The 15,669-nt window shown below is 68.8% G+C and carries 15 protein-coding genes; 5 read left to right on the plus strand and 10 right to left on the minus strand.

The window, feature by feature from the left end; genetic code table 11:
• Positions 1–8 precede the first annotated feature (8 nt).
• From ABZW60_RS05270 to ABZW60_RS05285, 4 genes are all read right to left on the minus strand, one after another.
• Positions 9–878 (minus strand): carbohydrate ABC transporter permease, encoded by an 870-nt coding sequence (locus tag ABZW60_RS05270; protein WP_355474228.1) that lies wholly within the window; start codon positions 876–878, stop codon positions 9–11.
• A complete protein-coding gene (locus ABZW60_RS05275) occupies positions 875–1,882 on the minus strand; it encodes a sugar ABC transporter permease (protein ID WP_355474230.1) in 1,008 nt (335 codons plus the stop codon). The genes ABZW60_RS05270 and ABZW60_RS05275 overlap by 4 nt, the downstream gene beginning before the upstream one ends.
• The gene (locus ABZW60_RS05280; RefSeq protein WP_355474232.1) at positions 1,882–3,240 is read right to left on the minus strand and encodes an extracellular solute-binding protein; all 1,359 of its coding nucleotides are present in this window, start codon (positions 3,238–3,240) and stop codon (positions 1,882–1,884) included. The genes ABZW60_RS05275 and ABZW60_RS05280 overlap by 1 nt, the downstream gene beginning before the upstream one ends.
• A 173-nt stretch (positions 3,241–3,413) precedes the next feature.
• Positions 3,414–4,406 carry a LacI family DNA-binding transcriptional regulator gene (locus ABZW60_RS05285; RefSeq protein ID WP_355474233.1) on the minus strand — a complete coding sequence of 331 codons (993 nt, stop codon included), beginning with the start codon at positions 4,404–4,406 and terminating at the stop codon, positions 3,414–3,416.
• 100 nt (positions 4,407–4,506) lie between these two features.
• On the opposite strand from ABZW60_RS05285, the gene ABZW60_RS05290 reads away from it, so the two are divergent.
• On the plus strand, positions 4,507–5,733 hold the full coding sequence (locus ABZW60_RS05290; RefSeq protein WP_355474235.1) for a DUF4032 domain-containing protein: 1,227 nt from the start codon (positions 4,507–4,509) through the stop codon (positions 5,731–5,733).
• Positions 5,734–5,837: 104 nt separating this feature from the next.
• Positions 5,838–6,806, plus strand: a complete 969-nt coding sequence (locus ABZW60_RS05295) for a hypothetical protein (RefSeq protein ID WP_355474237.1) — start codon at positions 5,838–5,840, stop codon at positions 6,804–6,806.
• Here ABZW60_RS05295 and ABZW60_RS05300 read toward each other — a convergent pair.
• The 5 genes from ABZW60_RS05300 to ABZW60_RS05320 are packed head-to-tail and all read right to left on the minus strand — an operon-like array spanning position 6,795 to position 11,605.
• Positions 6,795–7,646, minus strand: coding sequence for a glycoside hydrolase family 16 protein (locus ABZW60_RS05300; protein ID WP_355474239.1), 852 nt, complete (start codon positions 7,644–7,646; stop codon positions 6,795–6,797). The genes ABZW60_RS05295 and ABZW60_RS05300 overlap by 12 nt on opposite strands.
• Positions 7,647–7,658: 12 nt before the next feature.
• Positions 7,659–8,480, minus strand: a complete 822-nt coding sequence (locus tag ABZW60_RS05305) for a carbohydrate ABC transporter permease (RefSeq protein ID WP_355474241.1) — start codon at positions 8,478–8,480, stop codon at positions 7,659–7,661.
• Entirely contained in the window at positions 8,477–9,457 is a 981-nt protein-coding gene (locus ABZW60_RS05310; protein ID WP_355474243.1) for a sugar ABC transporter permease, read from the minus strand. Before ABZW60_RS05310 ends, ABZW60_RS05305 begins: the two co-directional genes overlap by 4 nt.
• The gene (locus ABZW60_RS05315; RefSeq protein ID WP_355474245.1) at positions 9,454–10,815 is read right to left on the minus strand and encodes an extracellular solute-binding protein; all 1,362 of its coding nucleotides are present in this window, start codon (positions 10,813–10,815) and stop codon (positions 9,454–9,456) included. Before ABZW60_RS05315 ends, ABZW60_RS05310 begins: the two co-directional genes overlap by 4 nt.
• 10 nt (positions 10,816–10,825) lie before the next feature.
• Entirely contained in the window at positions 10,826–11,605 is a 780-nt protein-coding gene (locus ABZW60_RS05320; RefSeq protein WP_355474247.1) for an NAD(P)-dependent oxidoreductase, read from the minus strand.
• Between the two features lie 145 nt (positions 11,606–11,750).
• Between ABZW60_RS05320 and ABZW60_RS05325 the strand changes: the two genes are divergently transcribed.
• The 3 genes from ABZW60_RS05325 to ABZW60_RS05335 are packed head-to-tail and all read left to right on the plus strand — an operon-like array spanning position 11,751 to position 15,381.
• On the plus strand, positions 11,751–12,998 hold the full coding sequence (locus ABZW60_RS05325; RefSeq protein ID WP_355474249.1) for an ROK family transcriptional regulator: 1,248 nt from the start codon (positions 11,751–11,753) through the stop codon (positions 12,996–12,998).
• Positions 12,995–14,140: a galactonate dehydratase gene (dgoD, locus tag ABZW60_RS05330; RefSeq protein WP_355474251.1), complete on the plus strand. Its 1,146-nt coding sequence runs from the start codon at positions 12,995–12,997 to the stop codon at positions 14,138–14,140. The genes ABZW60_RS05325 and dgoD overlap by 4 nt, the downstream gene beginning before the upstream one ends.
• Positions 14,134–15,381, plus strand: a complete 1,248-nt coding sequence (locus tag ABZW60_RS05335) for an alpha-galactosidase (RefSeq protein ID WP_355474253.1) — start codon at positions 14,134–14,136, stop codon at positions 15,379–15,381. Before dgoD ends, ABZW60_RS05335 begins: the two co-directional genes overlap by 7 nt.
• 4 nt (positions 15,382–15,385) lie before the next feature.
• Here the strand turns inward: ABZW60_RS05335 and ABZW60_RS05340 are convergent, their stop codons facing one another.
• Complete coding sequence (locus tag ABZW60_RS05340) at positions 15,386–15,652, minus strand: hypothetical protein (RefSeq protein ID WP_355474255.1); 267 nt, start codon at positions 15,650–15,652, stop codon at positions 15,386–15,388.
• Positions 15,653–15,669 lie beyond the last annotated feature (17 nt).

Genomic DNA, 15,669 nt, shown 5'->3' on the forward strand with positions numbered 1-15,669 from the left:
CGAATCTCCTAACCTTTCAGGCTTCCGGCCGTCAGACCGGCCATGATGCTGCGCTGGAAAATGAAGAACACGAGGATGGTCGGCAGGCTGGCGATCACCAGGGACGCGATCAGGACGTTCTGCGGCATCTGCGCGGACAGCGAGGCGATGCCGACGCTGATCGACATCTTCTCGGTCTCCGGCAGCACCAGCAGCGGCCAGACGAAGTCCTTCCACACCGTGACCACGGACAGGATCGACACCACGCCGATGATCGGCCGCGACACCGGCAGCACGATCGACCAGAGGATCCGCAGCGGCGACGCCCCGTCCATCTCCGCGGCCTCGAGCAGTTCGCGAGGGATCGAGTCGAAGAACCGCTTGAGCAGGAACACGAAGAACCCGTTCGCCGCCGCCGGCAACCAGATCGCCCACGGCGTGTTCAGCAGGTCCAGGTGCAGGACGGGCAGGTCCTTCGCCACCAGGTACGTGGGCAGCAGCAGAACCATCGGCGGGATCATCAGCGTCGCCAGCATCGCGCCGAGGACCAGCTTGCCGAGCACCGGCCGCAGCTTCGACAGCGCGTACGCCGCGGTGACGTCGACCGCCAGCGTGAACAGCCAGGCGCCACCGGCGTACAGCGCGGTGTTCTTGAGGAAGACGCCCAGCTGGAGCTGGTCCCAGGCTTCCTTGTAGACGCTGAAATCGGCCGACTTCGGGAAGAAGCCGGGCGGGATCTGCGCCAGCTCGTCGGGCGACTTGAGGGCGCCGCTGACCATCCAGTAGAACGGGAACACGAACGCCCCGGTGAAACCGACGACCGTGACGGTGAGCACCGTCCAGTAGATGATCCGGCCGTGCGGCGTCCGGAGCGCCAAGGGTGACACGAGGGTTCTCATCGCTGGGCCTCCTCACGCGACACCCGCAGATAGACCGCGGAGAACACCAGCAGGACGATCATCAGCATCAGACCGAGCGCGGAGCCGCCGCCGAAGTCACCGAAGTTGAACGCGTACTGGTACATCAGGTACGCGACGGTGACGGTCGCGTTCTCCGGGCCGCCGCCGGTCAGCAGGTACGGCTCGATGAAGACCTGCATGGTGGCGACGATCTGCAGCAGCAACATGACCAGCAGGATCAGCTTGGTCTGCGGGATGGTCACGTGCCACACCCGCTTCAGCAGTCCCGCGCCGTCCAGCTCCGCGGACTCGTACAGGTCGCCCGGGATGCTCTGCAGCGCGGCGAGGTAGATCAGCGTCCCGGTGCCGAGGTTCATCCAGGTCGACACGATCACCAGGCTGACGAGGGCCGTGCTGGTGGAGTCCAGCCAGCTCAGCGGCGGCAGATGCACCGCGTCGAGCGCCTGGTTGAAAAGGCCGGCGCCGGGATCGTAGAACCACTTGAACAGCAGTACGGCGACAGCGGGCGGAAGCATCACGGGCAGGTAGACCACGAACCGCAGGTACGCCTTCGCGTGCTTCAGCTCGTTCAGCACGACGGCCAGCACGAACGGTACGGCGTACCCGATCACCAGCGCGAGGCCGCTGAACGCCGCGGTGTTCAGCCACGCGGACCGGAACGCCGGGTCCGACACGACGGTCCGGAAGTTGTCGAACCCGACCCACTCCCCCGGGTCGACGAAGTTGTTCTGCTGGAAGCTCAGCACGATCTCCCGGATCATCGGATACCAGGAGAACAGGGCGAAACAGATCAGAGCGCCGCAGAGGAACCCGTACGCCGTGAGGTTGCGGCCGACCGCCCGCCGCAGGGCGCCGGCGGTGTCGGGGAGGAGGAGCTCGTCGGAGCCTTCGCCGCCGACCGGCCGGCCGGGCTGCTTCGCCTCGCCCCCACCACCCGCCGTCCCCGCGGAGCGGGGGCGGCGGGTGCTTGTCGGGCTGACCATCAGGTGTTCTTCGCCAGGATCTTGTTGGCCTTGCCCTCGGCGTCACCCAGCAGCTTGTCGATATCGGCGTCCTTGCGGGTCAGGACGGCGGACATCGCGACGTCGAGCACGGCGTACAGCTCCTGCGCCTTCGGCGGCTCGAGCTTGTTGGTGATGTTGCCCTGGGCACTGACGTACGGCGTGAAGTTGTCGACCGGAACGGTGGCGTACTGCTTCCGCAGCGTGTTGATCTCGTTGCCCGGGGCGCTGTTCCCGTACAGGTCCGGGATCGGCAGCCCGACCGGACGGCCCTGCTCCTTCGACCGCGCGTAGTTGAACTGGCCCTGTCCCGGCGTCAGCTCGTGGAACTCCAGCCACAACAGACCGGCCTTGATCTTCTCCGGCGACGCCTTCGGGTTGAACATGTACCCGTCGCCGCCGCTGAGCGAGAACTTCCCGTCCGACTCCGGCACCGCGGTGACACCGTAGTCCTCGAACTTGCCCTTGAAGTCGTTGTTCACCGACTGCACGACGTCCGGCGCGCCGATCATCATCCCGAGCTTGCCGCCACCCATCATGCGCATCAGGTCCTCCCACTGCAGCAGTTGCTTGCTGCCCATGGAGTTGTCGTCCCAGCGCATCTTCTTCAGGTTCTCCAGGACGGCCTTGCCCTCGTCGCTGTTGAACGCCGCGGTCTTGCCGTCGTCGCTGACCATCGACCCGCCGCGCGCGTACAGCGACGCGGCGAAGTGCCAGCCGCCGGTGTTGCCGGCCGAGTACTCACCGAACCCGACGTACCCCGGGCCGAGCGCGGCGATCTTCTTCGCCGCCGCCCGGACCTCCTCCCACGTCTTCGGCGGGTTGGCCGGGTCCAGGCCGGCCTGGGTGAAGAGCTTGCGGTTGTAGACCAGGCCCATGTTGTAGTTGTTGCGGGGCAGGCCGTACGTCTTGTCGCCGTCCTTGAAGACGCTCATCACGTCCTGGCGCAGGTCCTTGGCCTTGCCGACCGTGCCGACGTACTGGCTGATGTCGGCGGCCTGCTTCTTCTCGATGATCTTCCGGACGTCGGTGTAGTAGACGTAGAAGAGGTCCTCCTGGGTCCCGCCGGCCAGCTTCGCCTGGAACGTGTCCGGGTTGATGCAGGGGAACGCGTCCTTGCCCTCGACCGTGATGTTCGGGTGCGCCTTCTGGAACGCGGCGACGTCCTCCTCCCAGGCCGTCCGCTCCTTCGGGTTGCTCTTCGGCGGCTCGCAGCCGACCGTGATCGTGACCGGGCCGTCGGCGGCCGGTGTCTTCTCGTCCCCCGAGCCGCAGGACGCGGCCACCAGCCCGAGTCCCGCAACCAGCAGCAGGCTGAGCCCGCGGCGCGTTGTCGTCATGTCCACCCTCTCCCTCGGATCGTGGGGCAACCGTAGGGAAGTAGACCCATGAACGCAATACTTCGATCTGAGATTGCAAAAACGTGACTTCCTATGGGAGATTGCCTGGCGCATGGCAAACGACAGCAGCCGCCGACCCCCAGGGGTCAGCGGCTGCCTGGTGCTGTGCGGTACTAGATCCGGGCCCGGGCGGTCGAGGCGCGGACGACGAGCTCGGGCTCGAAGAGGAGCTCGTCGGCGGGCACCGCGGCACGCTCGATCAGGGCGACCAGCATGTCGACGGCGGCGCGGCCCATCGCGTCGATCGGCTGCCGGACGGTGGTCAGCGGCGGGTCGGTGCAGTTCATCATCGCGGAGTCGTCGTACCCGATCACGGACACCTCGTCGGGGACGCTCAGGCCGGCGCGGCGGACGGCGCGGATCGCGCCGAGCGCGAGGATGTCGCTGGCGCAGACGATCCCGGTGACGCCGCTGTTGACCAGTTTGGTCGCGGCCGCGTGACCGCCCTCGAGCGAGAACATCGTGTGCTCGACGAGATCCGGATCCGCCTCCTCCGCCGCCAGGAACGCCTCCAGCTTCCGCCGCGACGGGATGTGGTCACGCGGGCCGAGCACCATCCCGATCCGCCGGTGCCCGAGCGCGCGCAGGTGCCCGATCGCCATCTCGGCGGCGACGTAGTCGTCCGACGAGACCTGCGGGAACCCGAGGTGGTCGACGGCCGCGTTGACCAGGACGGTCGGCAGCTTGCGCTCCTGGATCAGCTCGTAGTGCTGGTGCGGGGCGTCCGCCTGCGCGTAGAACCCGCCGGCGAACACGACGCCGGACACCTGCTGCTGGAGGAGCAGATCCACGTAGTCGGCCTCGGACACGCCGCCGACCGTCCGGGTGCAGAGCAAGGAGGTGAAACCTTGCTGCGCGAGCGCCCCGCCGACCACCTCGGCGAACGCGGGGAAGATCGGGTTCTGCAACTCCGGCAGCACCAGCCCGACCAGCCGGGCCCGGTCGCCGCGGAGCTGTGTCGGCCGCTCGTACCCGAGCACGTCGAGCGCGGTGAGCACGGCTTCGCGGGTCGCCTCGGACACCCCGGGCTTCCCGTTCAGCACCCGGCTGACGGTGGCTTCACTGACGCCGACCTTCTTGGCCACCTCTGCAAGTCGTCGTGTCATGACGCAAACTCTACGCCCGTTCACGCAAGAATTTGCAACCACTTGCGTACGTCGCTGAACACTCAGACACACTCCGGGGATTCCTGACACACTGGTGGCCGTGCCTCGATTCGTCGCCACCCGCCCGGACACCGGTCTGCTGTCGCTCCCGTGGGACGTCCCGCTGGAGGACTGGCCCGAAGACCAGTTGGTCGCGCTGCCGCGCGGTATCTCGCGGCACGTGGTCCGCTTCGTCCGGGTCAACGGCAGTGTGTACGCGATCAAAGAGGTCCTCGAGCACCTGGCGATGCACGAGTACCGCCTGCTGCGCGACCTCGAGCGTCTGGAGGCTCCGTCGGTCGAGCCGGTCGGCGTCATCACCGACCGCGTCGACCGCAACGGCGAACCGATCGACTCGATCCTGATCACCCGGCACCTGCAGTTCTCCCTGCCGTACCGCGCGCTGTTCTCCAGCACGCTGCGCCCGGACACGGTCAACCGTCTGATCGACGCGCTGGTCGCGTTGATCGTGCGGCTGCACCTGCTCGGTTTCTTCTGGGGCGACTGCTCGCTGTCCAACACGCTGTTCCGCCGTGACGCCGGTGCGTTCGCGGCGTACCTGGTGGATGCCGAGACCGGTGAGCTGCACCAGGACATCTCCGACGGGCAGCGCGCGCACGACCTCTACACCGCGGAGATCAACCTGTTCGGCGAGTTCCTCGACCTGCAGGAGGGCGGTCTGCTCGACGAGTCGATCGACCCGCAGGAGACCGTCGAGTCGATCCAGAAGCGGTACGAGGCGCTCTGGGCCGAGCTGACCGCGCCGGAGGAGTTCGCGGAAGACGAGATGCACCGGCTCGACTCGCGGATCCGGCGGCTGAACGAGCTCGGCTTCGACGTCGCCGAGATCGACATCATCACCGACTGGGACGGCAGCCAGGTCCGGATCCAGCCGAAGGTCGTGGACGCCGGCCACCACTCCCGGCGCCTGCTCCGGCTGACCGGTCTGGACGTCGAGGAGAACCAGGCCCGGCGGCTGCTCAACGACCTCGACTCGTTCGCGGCCGCGACCGACCAGCAGAACGAGGACGAGGAGATCGTCGCCCACCAGTGGCTGACCGACGTGTTCGAGCCGGTCGTGCAGTCGGTCCCGCGCAACCTGCGCCGCAAGCTCGAGCCCGCCGAGGTCTTCCACGAGGTGCTCGAACACCGCTGGTTCCTGTCCGAGCAGGCCGGCCACGAGGTCGACACGATGGAGGCCGCCCGCTCGTACGTGAACGACGTCCTGTCCGCCAAGCCCGACGAAAAACTCTCACTCCCGACCCCGGCCCTCCCCGAAGCCGACTAACCGCTGCAACGTTCCGGCCCCCGCCCGCGTGAATTGGGTGGAGGTGCCGGATGGAGACGCCGGAGTTCGACGCACTGCCATCGGGACCGAGGAGGTCAGGGCTGATGGACGCGTCCGAGAAGCTGATCGTGGACAGCCTGGCGAAGCGCGCGGGTGACGCGCCGGGCGACGACCACCTCCTGGCCGTGGTCCACGCTCGCCTGCGCCGTCGTCGTACCGGTCGGTCGATCGGTGTTGTCGTGGTTGCCGCGGCGGTCGTCGCCACGGCGGCGACCGCGTCGCGGAGCCTCGGCACCGAGCTCCACACCGATCCGCCGGCCGCTCTGGAGCCGGCGCCGGGGTGGCAGTGGGAATCCTTCAAGACGGTCCAGGTACAGGTGCCGTCGAGCTGGACCCAGTACGTGTCCGGCTCGGCGCCTTGTCCCTCCTCTCTCGGCAGCCCGGTGATCGGGCGGTTCAACGACTGGCTCGGCGGCCGGCGGCTGCCGTGTGTGGCGGCGGTCCTGCCGCTGGCGGAACGGCAGGACTACCTGTGGTTCAACGACGTCCAGGCACCGGGGATCACGCGGTACGACGGTGGCTGGACGGAGGAGACGCGCCTGGTCGGCGGCGTGAAGCTGAGCGTCCTCACCCGGGACGACACACTCCGCGAACGCATCCTCGACTCGGCCCGCCCGATCACCGGCACCGACTACTACGGCTGCACGCCACGCGACCCAGGCGACCAGCCCGGCAAATTGGGCGAGGACGAGGTGACCTCGGTCAGCGTCTGCGAGTACTACAAGAACTCGCTTGTTGCCGGTTCGGCCATGACCGCGGACCAGACCACCGAGTTCACGCATCAACTGCGCAGGGTAGGGCCCGGGTTGCAGATACCGGCAACCTCGTGTGTGGACCCCGCTCCCCGCACCTTCGTCATCACCGTGCACACCCGCACCACGTCCTGGCCGCTCCGAATCTTCGTCTGCGGCACCAGCTCCGCGTACGACCTGTTCCGTCAAGGCGCGCACCGGCAAGCCCAGCCGGGCGACACCGCCCTTCCGCCGGCAGGAGCCACTCCGTCACCGCGGTGAATACACCCGGACGTAGTCGACGTCGAAGGAGTTCGGGAACGGGGTTGTCGCGTCGGGTGGGCCGCCGCGGTCGGCGTTGGCCCAGGTGCCGCTGTTGAGGACGACGTACATCGGTTTGTCCGGCACCTGGGCGCCGGTGATCGTCGAGGTGGGTGCGCCGTCGACCGTGAAGGTGATGCGGTCCGCGGTCCACACGACGCCGTACCGGTGCCATCCGGTGGTCGGTGCGAGCCCGGTCGCCCAATGGCTGTCCCAGCGGACGTCCGGCCAGGTGCCCGACGCCAGACCGCTGTGCATGCTCTCGATGCTGCCGAACCACTCGGCGACGTCGATCTCCGGCGGCCAGCTACGGTCCTGCGGAATCAGCCAGAACGCCGGCCACAGCCCCTTCCCGGCCGGGAACTTCGCGCAGATCTCCCAATACCCGTGGGCCTGGGAGAACTTGTCGTGCGAGGAGATGAAGCCTTCGGTGTACTGGTACGTCCCGGCGGGATCCGTGCCGACCACGGGTTTGTTGTCGGTCACCAGCCGCAACTTCCCACCCGCCAGCACGACGTTCTCGTCGACGGCGTAACTCCCGTACGACGTGTTGTGGTAATGCCCGCCCGCACGGCCGGGGAAGTCCATCACGGTGTTCCAGCGGCTGCGGTCGAGGGTGCGGCCGGTGAACTCGTCCTGCCAGCTCAACCGCATCCCCGGCGGTTGCGCGCTGCCGGTGCAGGTCCTTTCAGTTGCTTGGGGCAAGTGTCCTTCCGTCGCCTGGGCGGTGCTGGTGAGGGATGCGGCGAGCAGGGTCAGCCCGGCGGCACCCAGCGCCAGTGCGCGGCGTCGTGCGGTCATCCGGTATCTCCTTCACTTGATTCCTGAGGTGGAGAAGCCGCTGACGAAGCGGCGTTGCATGAACAGGAACAAGATCAGCACGGGCAGCACGTACATGACGGCGCCCGCGGCGACCAGGTTGTTCATCGGCAGGCCCTTGTCGTTCACGTAGCCGGTGGTCATCGCGACGGCGAGAGTCGTGCTGTCCTGGCTGAGGAACATCGCAGGCCCGACGAAGTCGCCCCACGCGTGTGTGAACGACAGGATCACGCTGGCCGCGATCACCGGCCACGACTGCGGCAGGAAGATCCGCCAGAAGATCCCGACGTACCCGCACCCGTCGATGATCGCGGCCTCCTCCATCTCCCGCGGGATCCCGGCGAAGAACTGCCGGAACAGGAAGATCAGGAACGCGCTGCCGCCGAGCCCCCAGGCGACCCACGGCCAGTACGTGTTGACCATGTGCACCTTCGCGAAGATCAGGTACGTCGGAACCAGCGTGACGATCCCGGGCAGCATCATGGTCGCGAGCAGCACGACGAACAGCTGCTTCTTGCCCGGCGCCGTCAACCGCGCGAACCCGAACCCGACCCAGGCCGAGCTCAGCGTGGTCAGCGTGGTGCTGATGAACGCGATGGTCAGCGAGTTCTGCGTCGCGCCGACGAAGTTCACCTGGCTGATCGCGTCGGTGTAGTTCGCGAACCGCGGCGTCGACGGCCACCAACTCGGCGGGAACGACGCCATCTCGGCCGGCGACTTCAGCGACGTCGACACCAGCCAGAGGATCGGGCTCAGCATCACCAGGACGACGGCCAGCAACAGGATGGAGAGCGCCCATTTCGAGGTCCGGGTCATTTCTGGCCTCCCGGCTCGACGGTGTAGAACACGGTCCGGGCGCTGACCTTGATGATCACCAGGGTCACCAGCAGGATCACCGCGAACAGCATCCACAACATCGCCGACGCGTACCCGAAGCGCGAGGCGCTGAAGTACTGCGCGAACACGTGGATCATGTAGAGATAGTTGCCCTGCGGCACGGTCCCGGCTCCGCTCAGCGACCCGGACGACAACAGCAGCGGCGCGAACGACTGCAGCGACCCGATCACCCCGGTGATGACCTGGAACAGGATCACCGGGGACAGCAGCGGCACGGTGATCCGCGTGAACGACTGCCAGTACGACGCGCCGTCGACCTGCGCCGCCTCGAGCAGCTCCCGCGGAATGTCCTGCAACCCGGCCAGCGAGATGATCATCGACCCGCCGCAGCCCCACAGCACCAACGCGTACAGCACGTAGCGCGCGTTCGGATCGACCAGCCAGGTGATCGGATTCGCCCCCAACCCACTCAGTACGCCGTTCGCGGCGCCGGCGTCGCGGTCGAAGATCAGCCGGAAGGTCAGCGCGGCGCCCACCGGCGGGACGACCGCCGGCAGATAGATCAGGCCGCGCAGCAGACCGCGTCCCTTGATCGGCTGATTCAGCATCACCGCGAGCAGCAGTCCCGCGAGGATCGACAACGGGACGGTGACGAGAGCGAACAGCCCGGTCTTGCCGAGCGAACTCAGCGTCAGCGGGTCCTGGAAGATCTCCACATAGTTGGCGAAGCCGACGAAGTGCGTCCGCGGCGACAGCCCGTCGGAGTCGGTCAGGCTCAGCCAGAACGCGTACCCCAGCGGGAACACGGTCAGCGCGACGAACCCGATGATCCACGGCGCGACGAACAGGTAGAAGGTGCGCGCCTTGCGCAGGCTCGGCGGCTTCTTCTGCCGGCCCGTGGGCTGCGCCTCGGCCGGCGCCGCGCGACGACGTACCTCGGTCAGCGCCGACGTCACCGCAACCGCTTCTTTCCGTCCGCGAGCTGCGCGTTGATCTGGGTGTTCAGCGTGTCCGCGAACTGGCCGACCGACGCGGTGCCCTTGATCGCCTTCGGCAGCTCGCGGGTGATCACCGCGTTGATCGCGTCCTGCCGCACGTACGGCGTGTAGGACGTCACCGAGAAGTGCTCCTTCTCGGCCATCTGCACGTCATAGGCCTGCTTCTGGTACGGCAGCTTCTGCGGCATCAGCTTCTGCAGCGACTTCAGCGGCGGGATGCCCCAGCCGCCGCTCGCCCGCGCCTTGGCAGGGTCGCCGGCCAGATACCACTCCATCACCGCCCAGGCCGCGTCCTTGTTCTTGCCGGCCTTGGGCATCCACAGCCCGGTGGCGCCGAAGCACGGGCTGACCCGGCGGCCGGTGTCGAACTGCGGCGCCGGCGCGAATCCGGCGACCTTCGCCGATTTGGGATCACCCGCGAACAGCCCGCCGAGCCAGTAGCCGCTCAGGGTGGTTGCCATCCGGCCGGCCTGGAACGTCGGACCGTCCCAGCCGTTCGGATCCGGATTCAGGACCGTCGGGCCGATGCCGGCCTTCGCGTACTCCAGATACCAGGTGAGCGCCCGCTGTGCCTCCGGGCTGCTGAAGTCGACCGACGCGAGATCGTCGGCGGTCAGCTTGCCGCCCGCCAGGTCGGTCATCCAGGTCAGCTGACCGAACAGGCCGAGCCCGTTCGGGTTGAGGCCGTAGACGCTGACCTTCGCGCCCTGCCGCTTCACCAGGCGCTTGCCCTCGTCGAGCAGCTCGTCCAGCAGCAGTGGCGTCGTCGCACTCGGCCTGGTCACCTTCGCCGCGTCGAACAGCGCGCCGTTGTACCAGATGGTGCAGTCCTGCGAGTAGTCCTTGGCGAACCCGTACCGCGGCCCGGTGCCCTGTTTCTCCCCGTCGTAGCGCCAGACGTCGTTGACCGGGTCGATGTCGTCGGCCTTGATCAGCGTGCTCTTCGCGAAGTACGGATCGAGGTTCTCCGCGACCTGCCGGGCCACCAGGTACGGCGTCTCGGTCGCGCCCATGCCCCGGACCACGTCCGGCGGGTTGCCGCTGGCAAGCATCGCGGTCAGCTTGGTGAGGTCGTACTCGACCGTCTTCACGGTCAGGCCGAGGGCCTGCGACGCGGCCTTGGCCTCCTTCGGGCCGAACTCGCCCGACTGGGACATCACCGTCACCACGCCCTTGGCGGACGAGCCGGTGCCGGTGGCGGCCGGGGTGTTCGTGGACGAGGCGGGCGAGCAGCCCACTGCGAGCGCTCCACCCGCGGCAGCGCCGCCGAGCGCGAGGAACCGGCGGCGGGACAACCCCGGATTCGTTGTGGTCATGGCCAACCTCTCATTCGGATGTCTCTGGATCGAAGAGCCGGCAGACCGGGCCGGAGGAGGGCCCGGCCCGGTCGGCCAGTGCTTCGCTGTCGTCTTCGGGGCGGTAGCCCAGCTCGTGCCGGGCCGAGGTGGTGTCCCAGTAGTTGCGGGTGTTCGCGGAGACGCCGAAGTGCACGCCGAACCGCTCCCGCGCGTGCAGGGCGGCGAGCATCAGCCGCCCCGCGTCGTCGTCGGATAGCCACTGCCCGAGATAGCGGCGCTCGGCCGGTGGCCAGCCGGTGAGGCCGAGACGCAGGCAGGTGACCGAGGCGCCGGTGCGCTCGGCGTGCATCCGGCCGAGCGCCTCCAGCACGACCTTGCCCAGTCCGTACGGACAGCAGGGGCGCGGGTCGAGCCGTGGATCGACAGGCCGGTACTGCGGGCGGTTGTACTCCCCCGCTGCATGCAGCGAACTGGCCAGCACCACCTTCGGCACGCCGTGCGCCGCGGCAGCCTCGAGGGTGACCTGGGTGGTCCACACATTGGCGGCGTACACGCTGTCCCAGGTCTGCCATGGGCTGCTGTTGCCCGCGAGGTGGAGCACAGCGTCCGCGCCGGCCAGGACCTCACGGGCCTCGTCGGGATCGCCGATGTCGGCCTGCACCAGCCCCTCGATCCGGCGCGCCGCCACGGCGCTGTCGACCACCCGGACCCGGTAGTGCTTGCGCAGCCACGGCACCACCACCGTGGCGACACGCCCCAGTCCGCCGGTCACCACCACCAGCGGTGCCTTGCTCAGCTCAGCGTCCATGTCGTTCGTCCGGTCGCCGGGCCCGGGGTGATCCCCGGGACTGTGGCCGAAATTGTTCGAGCACTTCGGCGTTTGTGTCAAGTCTTCGGACACAGACTGTCAGGGAAATTGACTCCGTCCCGTCGATTCGCCGATACTCGACGTCGTGACTGCGAAGGACACCGGATCCCTGCGAGCGTTGCGACGCACCAACTCCGAGCGCATGCTGTCCGCGCTGATGGAGCACGGCGCGCTGCACCGCGCGGAGCTGGCGCGGATCTGCGGCGTCTCACGGACGACCGTGTCGACGATCGTGGCCGACCTGATCACCGGCGGCGTCGTGATCGAGGTGATCGGCGACCAGGTCGCCCGGGCCGGCATCGACGCGTCCGAGGTCGACGGCCGCGCTCGCGGCTTCCTCCGGGCGAACCCGGCAGCCGGCTCCGCCGCAGGCCTCGACTTCACCCTCGAGCGGGTCTGGTGCCACGTCACCGACCTGTCCGGCGAGACGCTGGCCAGCGACGGGGTCCGGACGGCGCGGGACACCCCGTGGCAGGAGCGGCTCACGGCCGGCGTCATGCTGCTCGACGAGCTGCTGGAGCGCACCGGGCGGCATCGCGACGACCTGGTGGGAGTCGCGATCGGTGTCCCCGGCCCGCTCGATCTGCAGACCGGCGTCGTCGGTCCGTCCCTCCCGGGACAGGCGTGGGCCGGGGTGAACGTCGCGGCGGAGTTCGGCCGGCATCTCGCCGTACCGGTGCTGGTCGAGAACAACACCCGACTCGAGGCGGTGGCCGAGTTCACCTGGGGTGCCGGACGGGACGTCCGCGACGTGCTCTACCTCGGGTTGTCCACCGGGATCGGCTCCGGACTGCTTGTCGACGGCAACCTTCACCACGGCGGGGCGCGCGGCGGTGGCGGCGAGATCGGTCACCTGTCGGCGGACTCGTCCGGCGCGCCGTGCCCGTGCGGGAATCGCGGCTGCCTCGTGCAGTACGCGTCGCTGCCCGCCGTGCTCGACGCGCTCGCGCCGGTCCTCGGCGAGGGTGCGGGCCTCGACGAGCTGCTCGCGGCCGCCGCGGACGGTCAGCCCGACACTCTCCGGGTGTTGCGGGAAGCCGGTGAACAGACCGGCCGGGTGCTCGCGAACATCTGCAACCTGCTGAACCCGGAGCGGATCATCGTCGGCGGTGAGCTCGCCCGCGCGGGTGACCTGATCCTGGACCCGATCCGCGCCACGCTGCGCCGGACGGCGATGACGCTGACCCGCGACGCCGACGTCGTGGCCGCCGAGCTCGACCTCGGCGCCCGCGCCGGCGCATCCGGCGCCGCCGCCCTGGTGCTCCGCCAGACCGACCAGCTGGTCACCGCCCTGCTGTCCGCTCCCGACCGGCAACCGAATGAGGCATCGTGAAGATCGTCGGCTACGAAACGTTCCTGGTGGCGCCGCGGTGGCAGTTCCTGCGGATCGACACCGACGAAGGGATCAGCGGCTGGGGTGAGCCCATCGTCGAGGGCCGGGCCGAGGCCGTGCAGGGCGCGGTCGCGGCCCTGATGGAGTATCTGGTCAGCACGGATCCGTTGCGGATCGAAGAGCACTGGCAGGTGATGGCGAAGGGCGGCTTCTACCGGGGCGGTCCGGTGCTGTCGAGTGCGCTGGCCGGGATCGACCAGGCGTTGTGGGACATCAAGGGCCGCTACCACGACGTCCCTGTGCACGAGCTGCTCGGCGGCCCGGTGCGGGACCGGGCACGCGTCTACACCTGGGTCCACGGTCGCGACAACGCGCAGCTCGTCGACGAGGCGAAAGCCAAGGTGGAGAAGGGCTTCACGGCCCTCAAGCTCAACCTGTCCGAGGCGCTGCCCCCGATCCCGTCGGCCGCGCAGCTGCGGTCCGCGGTGAGCCGGGTCGAGGCCCTCCGCGACGCGCTGGGCGACGGCATCGACATCGCGCTCGACTTCCACGGCCGGTTCAGCACGGCGGCGACGCGGCAGATCCTGCCGCTGCTGGAGCCGCTGCTGCCGATGTTCGTCGAGGAGCCGGTGCTGCCCGAGTTCGCCCGCGACCTGCGCCGGATCACCGAGTCGACCAGCATCCCGATCGCCACCGGCGAGCGGCTGTTCTCCCGCTGGGACTTCCGCGACGTGCTGCCCACCGGCATCGCGGTCGCCCAGCCGGACATCTCGCACGCCGGCGGCATCTCCGAGGTCCGCCGGATCGCCGCGATGGCCGAGGCGTACGACGTGAGCGTCGCGCCGCACTGCCCACTCGGGCCGATCACGCTGGCCGCCAGCCTGCAGCTCGACTTCGCCGTCCCGAACTTCCTGATCCAGGAGCAGAGCCTCGGTATCGAGTACGGCGGCGGCAACGCGCTGCTCGACTACCTGGTGGATCCGGCCGTGTTCGCCTTCACCGACGGGCATGTGCAACGACCCGCCGGTCCGGGCCTGGGCATCGAGGTCGACGGGGACGCCGTCCGCGCCGCGGCGGCGGAGCCGCACCGGTGGCGGTCGCCGGTGCTGCGGCACGACGACGGCTCCTTCGCCGAATGGTGAGCGCCGCGACCCCGCCGATGGGGTGGAACAGCTGGGACTGCTTCGGCACGACGGTCACCGAGGCCGAGGTGCTGGCCAACGCGCAAGTGATGCACGACCGGCTGCTGCCGTTCGGGTGGGACACGGTCGTCGTCGACATCGCCTGGTACGACCCGACCGCCAGGTCGCACGGCTACAACGAGAACGCGCCGGTCGTCCTCGACGACTACGGCCGCCAACTGCCGGCGCCGCTGCGGTTCCCCTCAGCCGCGGGCGGCGCCGGCTTCGGGCCGCTGGCCGCGAAGGTGCACGAGCTCGGGCTGAAGTTCGGGCTGCACATCATGCGCGGCATCCCGCGGCGCGCGGTCGAGCTCGACCTGCCGGTGTTCGGGACGGAGTGGACGGCGCGGCAGGTCGCGGACCCCGAGCATGTCTGCCCCTGGAACCCGGACAATCTCGGGCTGAACCACAACCACCCCGGCGCGCAGGCGTACTACGACGCGCAGGTCGCGCAGTTCGCCGCGTGGGGCGTGGACTTCGTGAAGGCGGACGACATGCTGGCGCCGTACCACGATCGCGAGATCGCGGCGTATGCGCTGGCGATCGAGCGGAGCGGGCGGGACATCGTGCTGTCGTTGTCTCCCGGCACCCACCTGTCGACCCACCATGTCGAGCATCTGCGGGCCAATGCGCAGATGTGGCGGATCTCGGACGACCTGTGGGACCGGTGGGAGGACGTGCACGCGCAGTTCGCGCGGCTCGCGCGCTGGGCGCCGTTCCAGCAGGCGGGCGGGTGGGCTGACGCCGACATGCTGCCGCTCGGCCACGTCGGCATCCGGGCCGAACGCGGCGACGACCGCGACAGTCGCCTCACCGTCGACGAGCAGAAGACGCTGCTGACACTGTGGGTCATGGGCCGCTCGCCGCTGATGATGGGCGGCGACCTTCCCACCACATCGCCGGAAACCCTGGCGTTGCTGGCCAATCCGGCGCTCGCCGAGCTGCTGCGGTCGTCCACCGACGGCCGGGAGATCATCCGCGAGCCGCTCGACGACGGCGAGCTGATCGTCTGGACCGCGCAAGGCGAGAACTGCTCATATGCGGCGCTGTTCTGGACCGGTGCCTCACCCCGGGAGGTGTCGCTTCCTGCCGAGCTGCCGACGCCGACCCATAACCTGTGGACCGGTGCGCCGACAACCGAGCGCACGTACGCTGTTCCGGCGCACGGCGTCCGCTGGCTTCGGCTCAGCTCGGCACTGTGAGGAGCTACTTGTAGACGACCCAGAGCTCGTAGTCGTCGCCCGGGAACGCCGAGCCGTCGATGCACTTGTACTTCGTCCACTTGGTGCCGGCCGCACCGGCGGCGTGGCAGTCGGACTGCCAGAAGAAGTCACCGACGTACTCCCAGTTGTCGGCGGCAACAACACTCGAGGACACCGGCGCGTCGGCCGCCTGGGCTGCCGGCACTGCGAGGCTGCCCGCGGCGACCGCTCCACCGGCCAGGACACCGAAGAAGATCTTGCGAATGCTCATGATCCGTACCTTTCGTG

The sequence above is a fragment of the Kribbella sp. NPDC003557 genome (assembly GCF_040610805.1).
Classification (GTDB): Bacteria; Actinomycetota; Actinomycetes; order Propionibacteriales; family Kribbellaceae; genus Kribbella.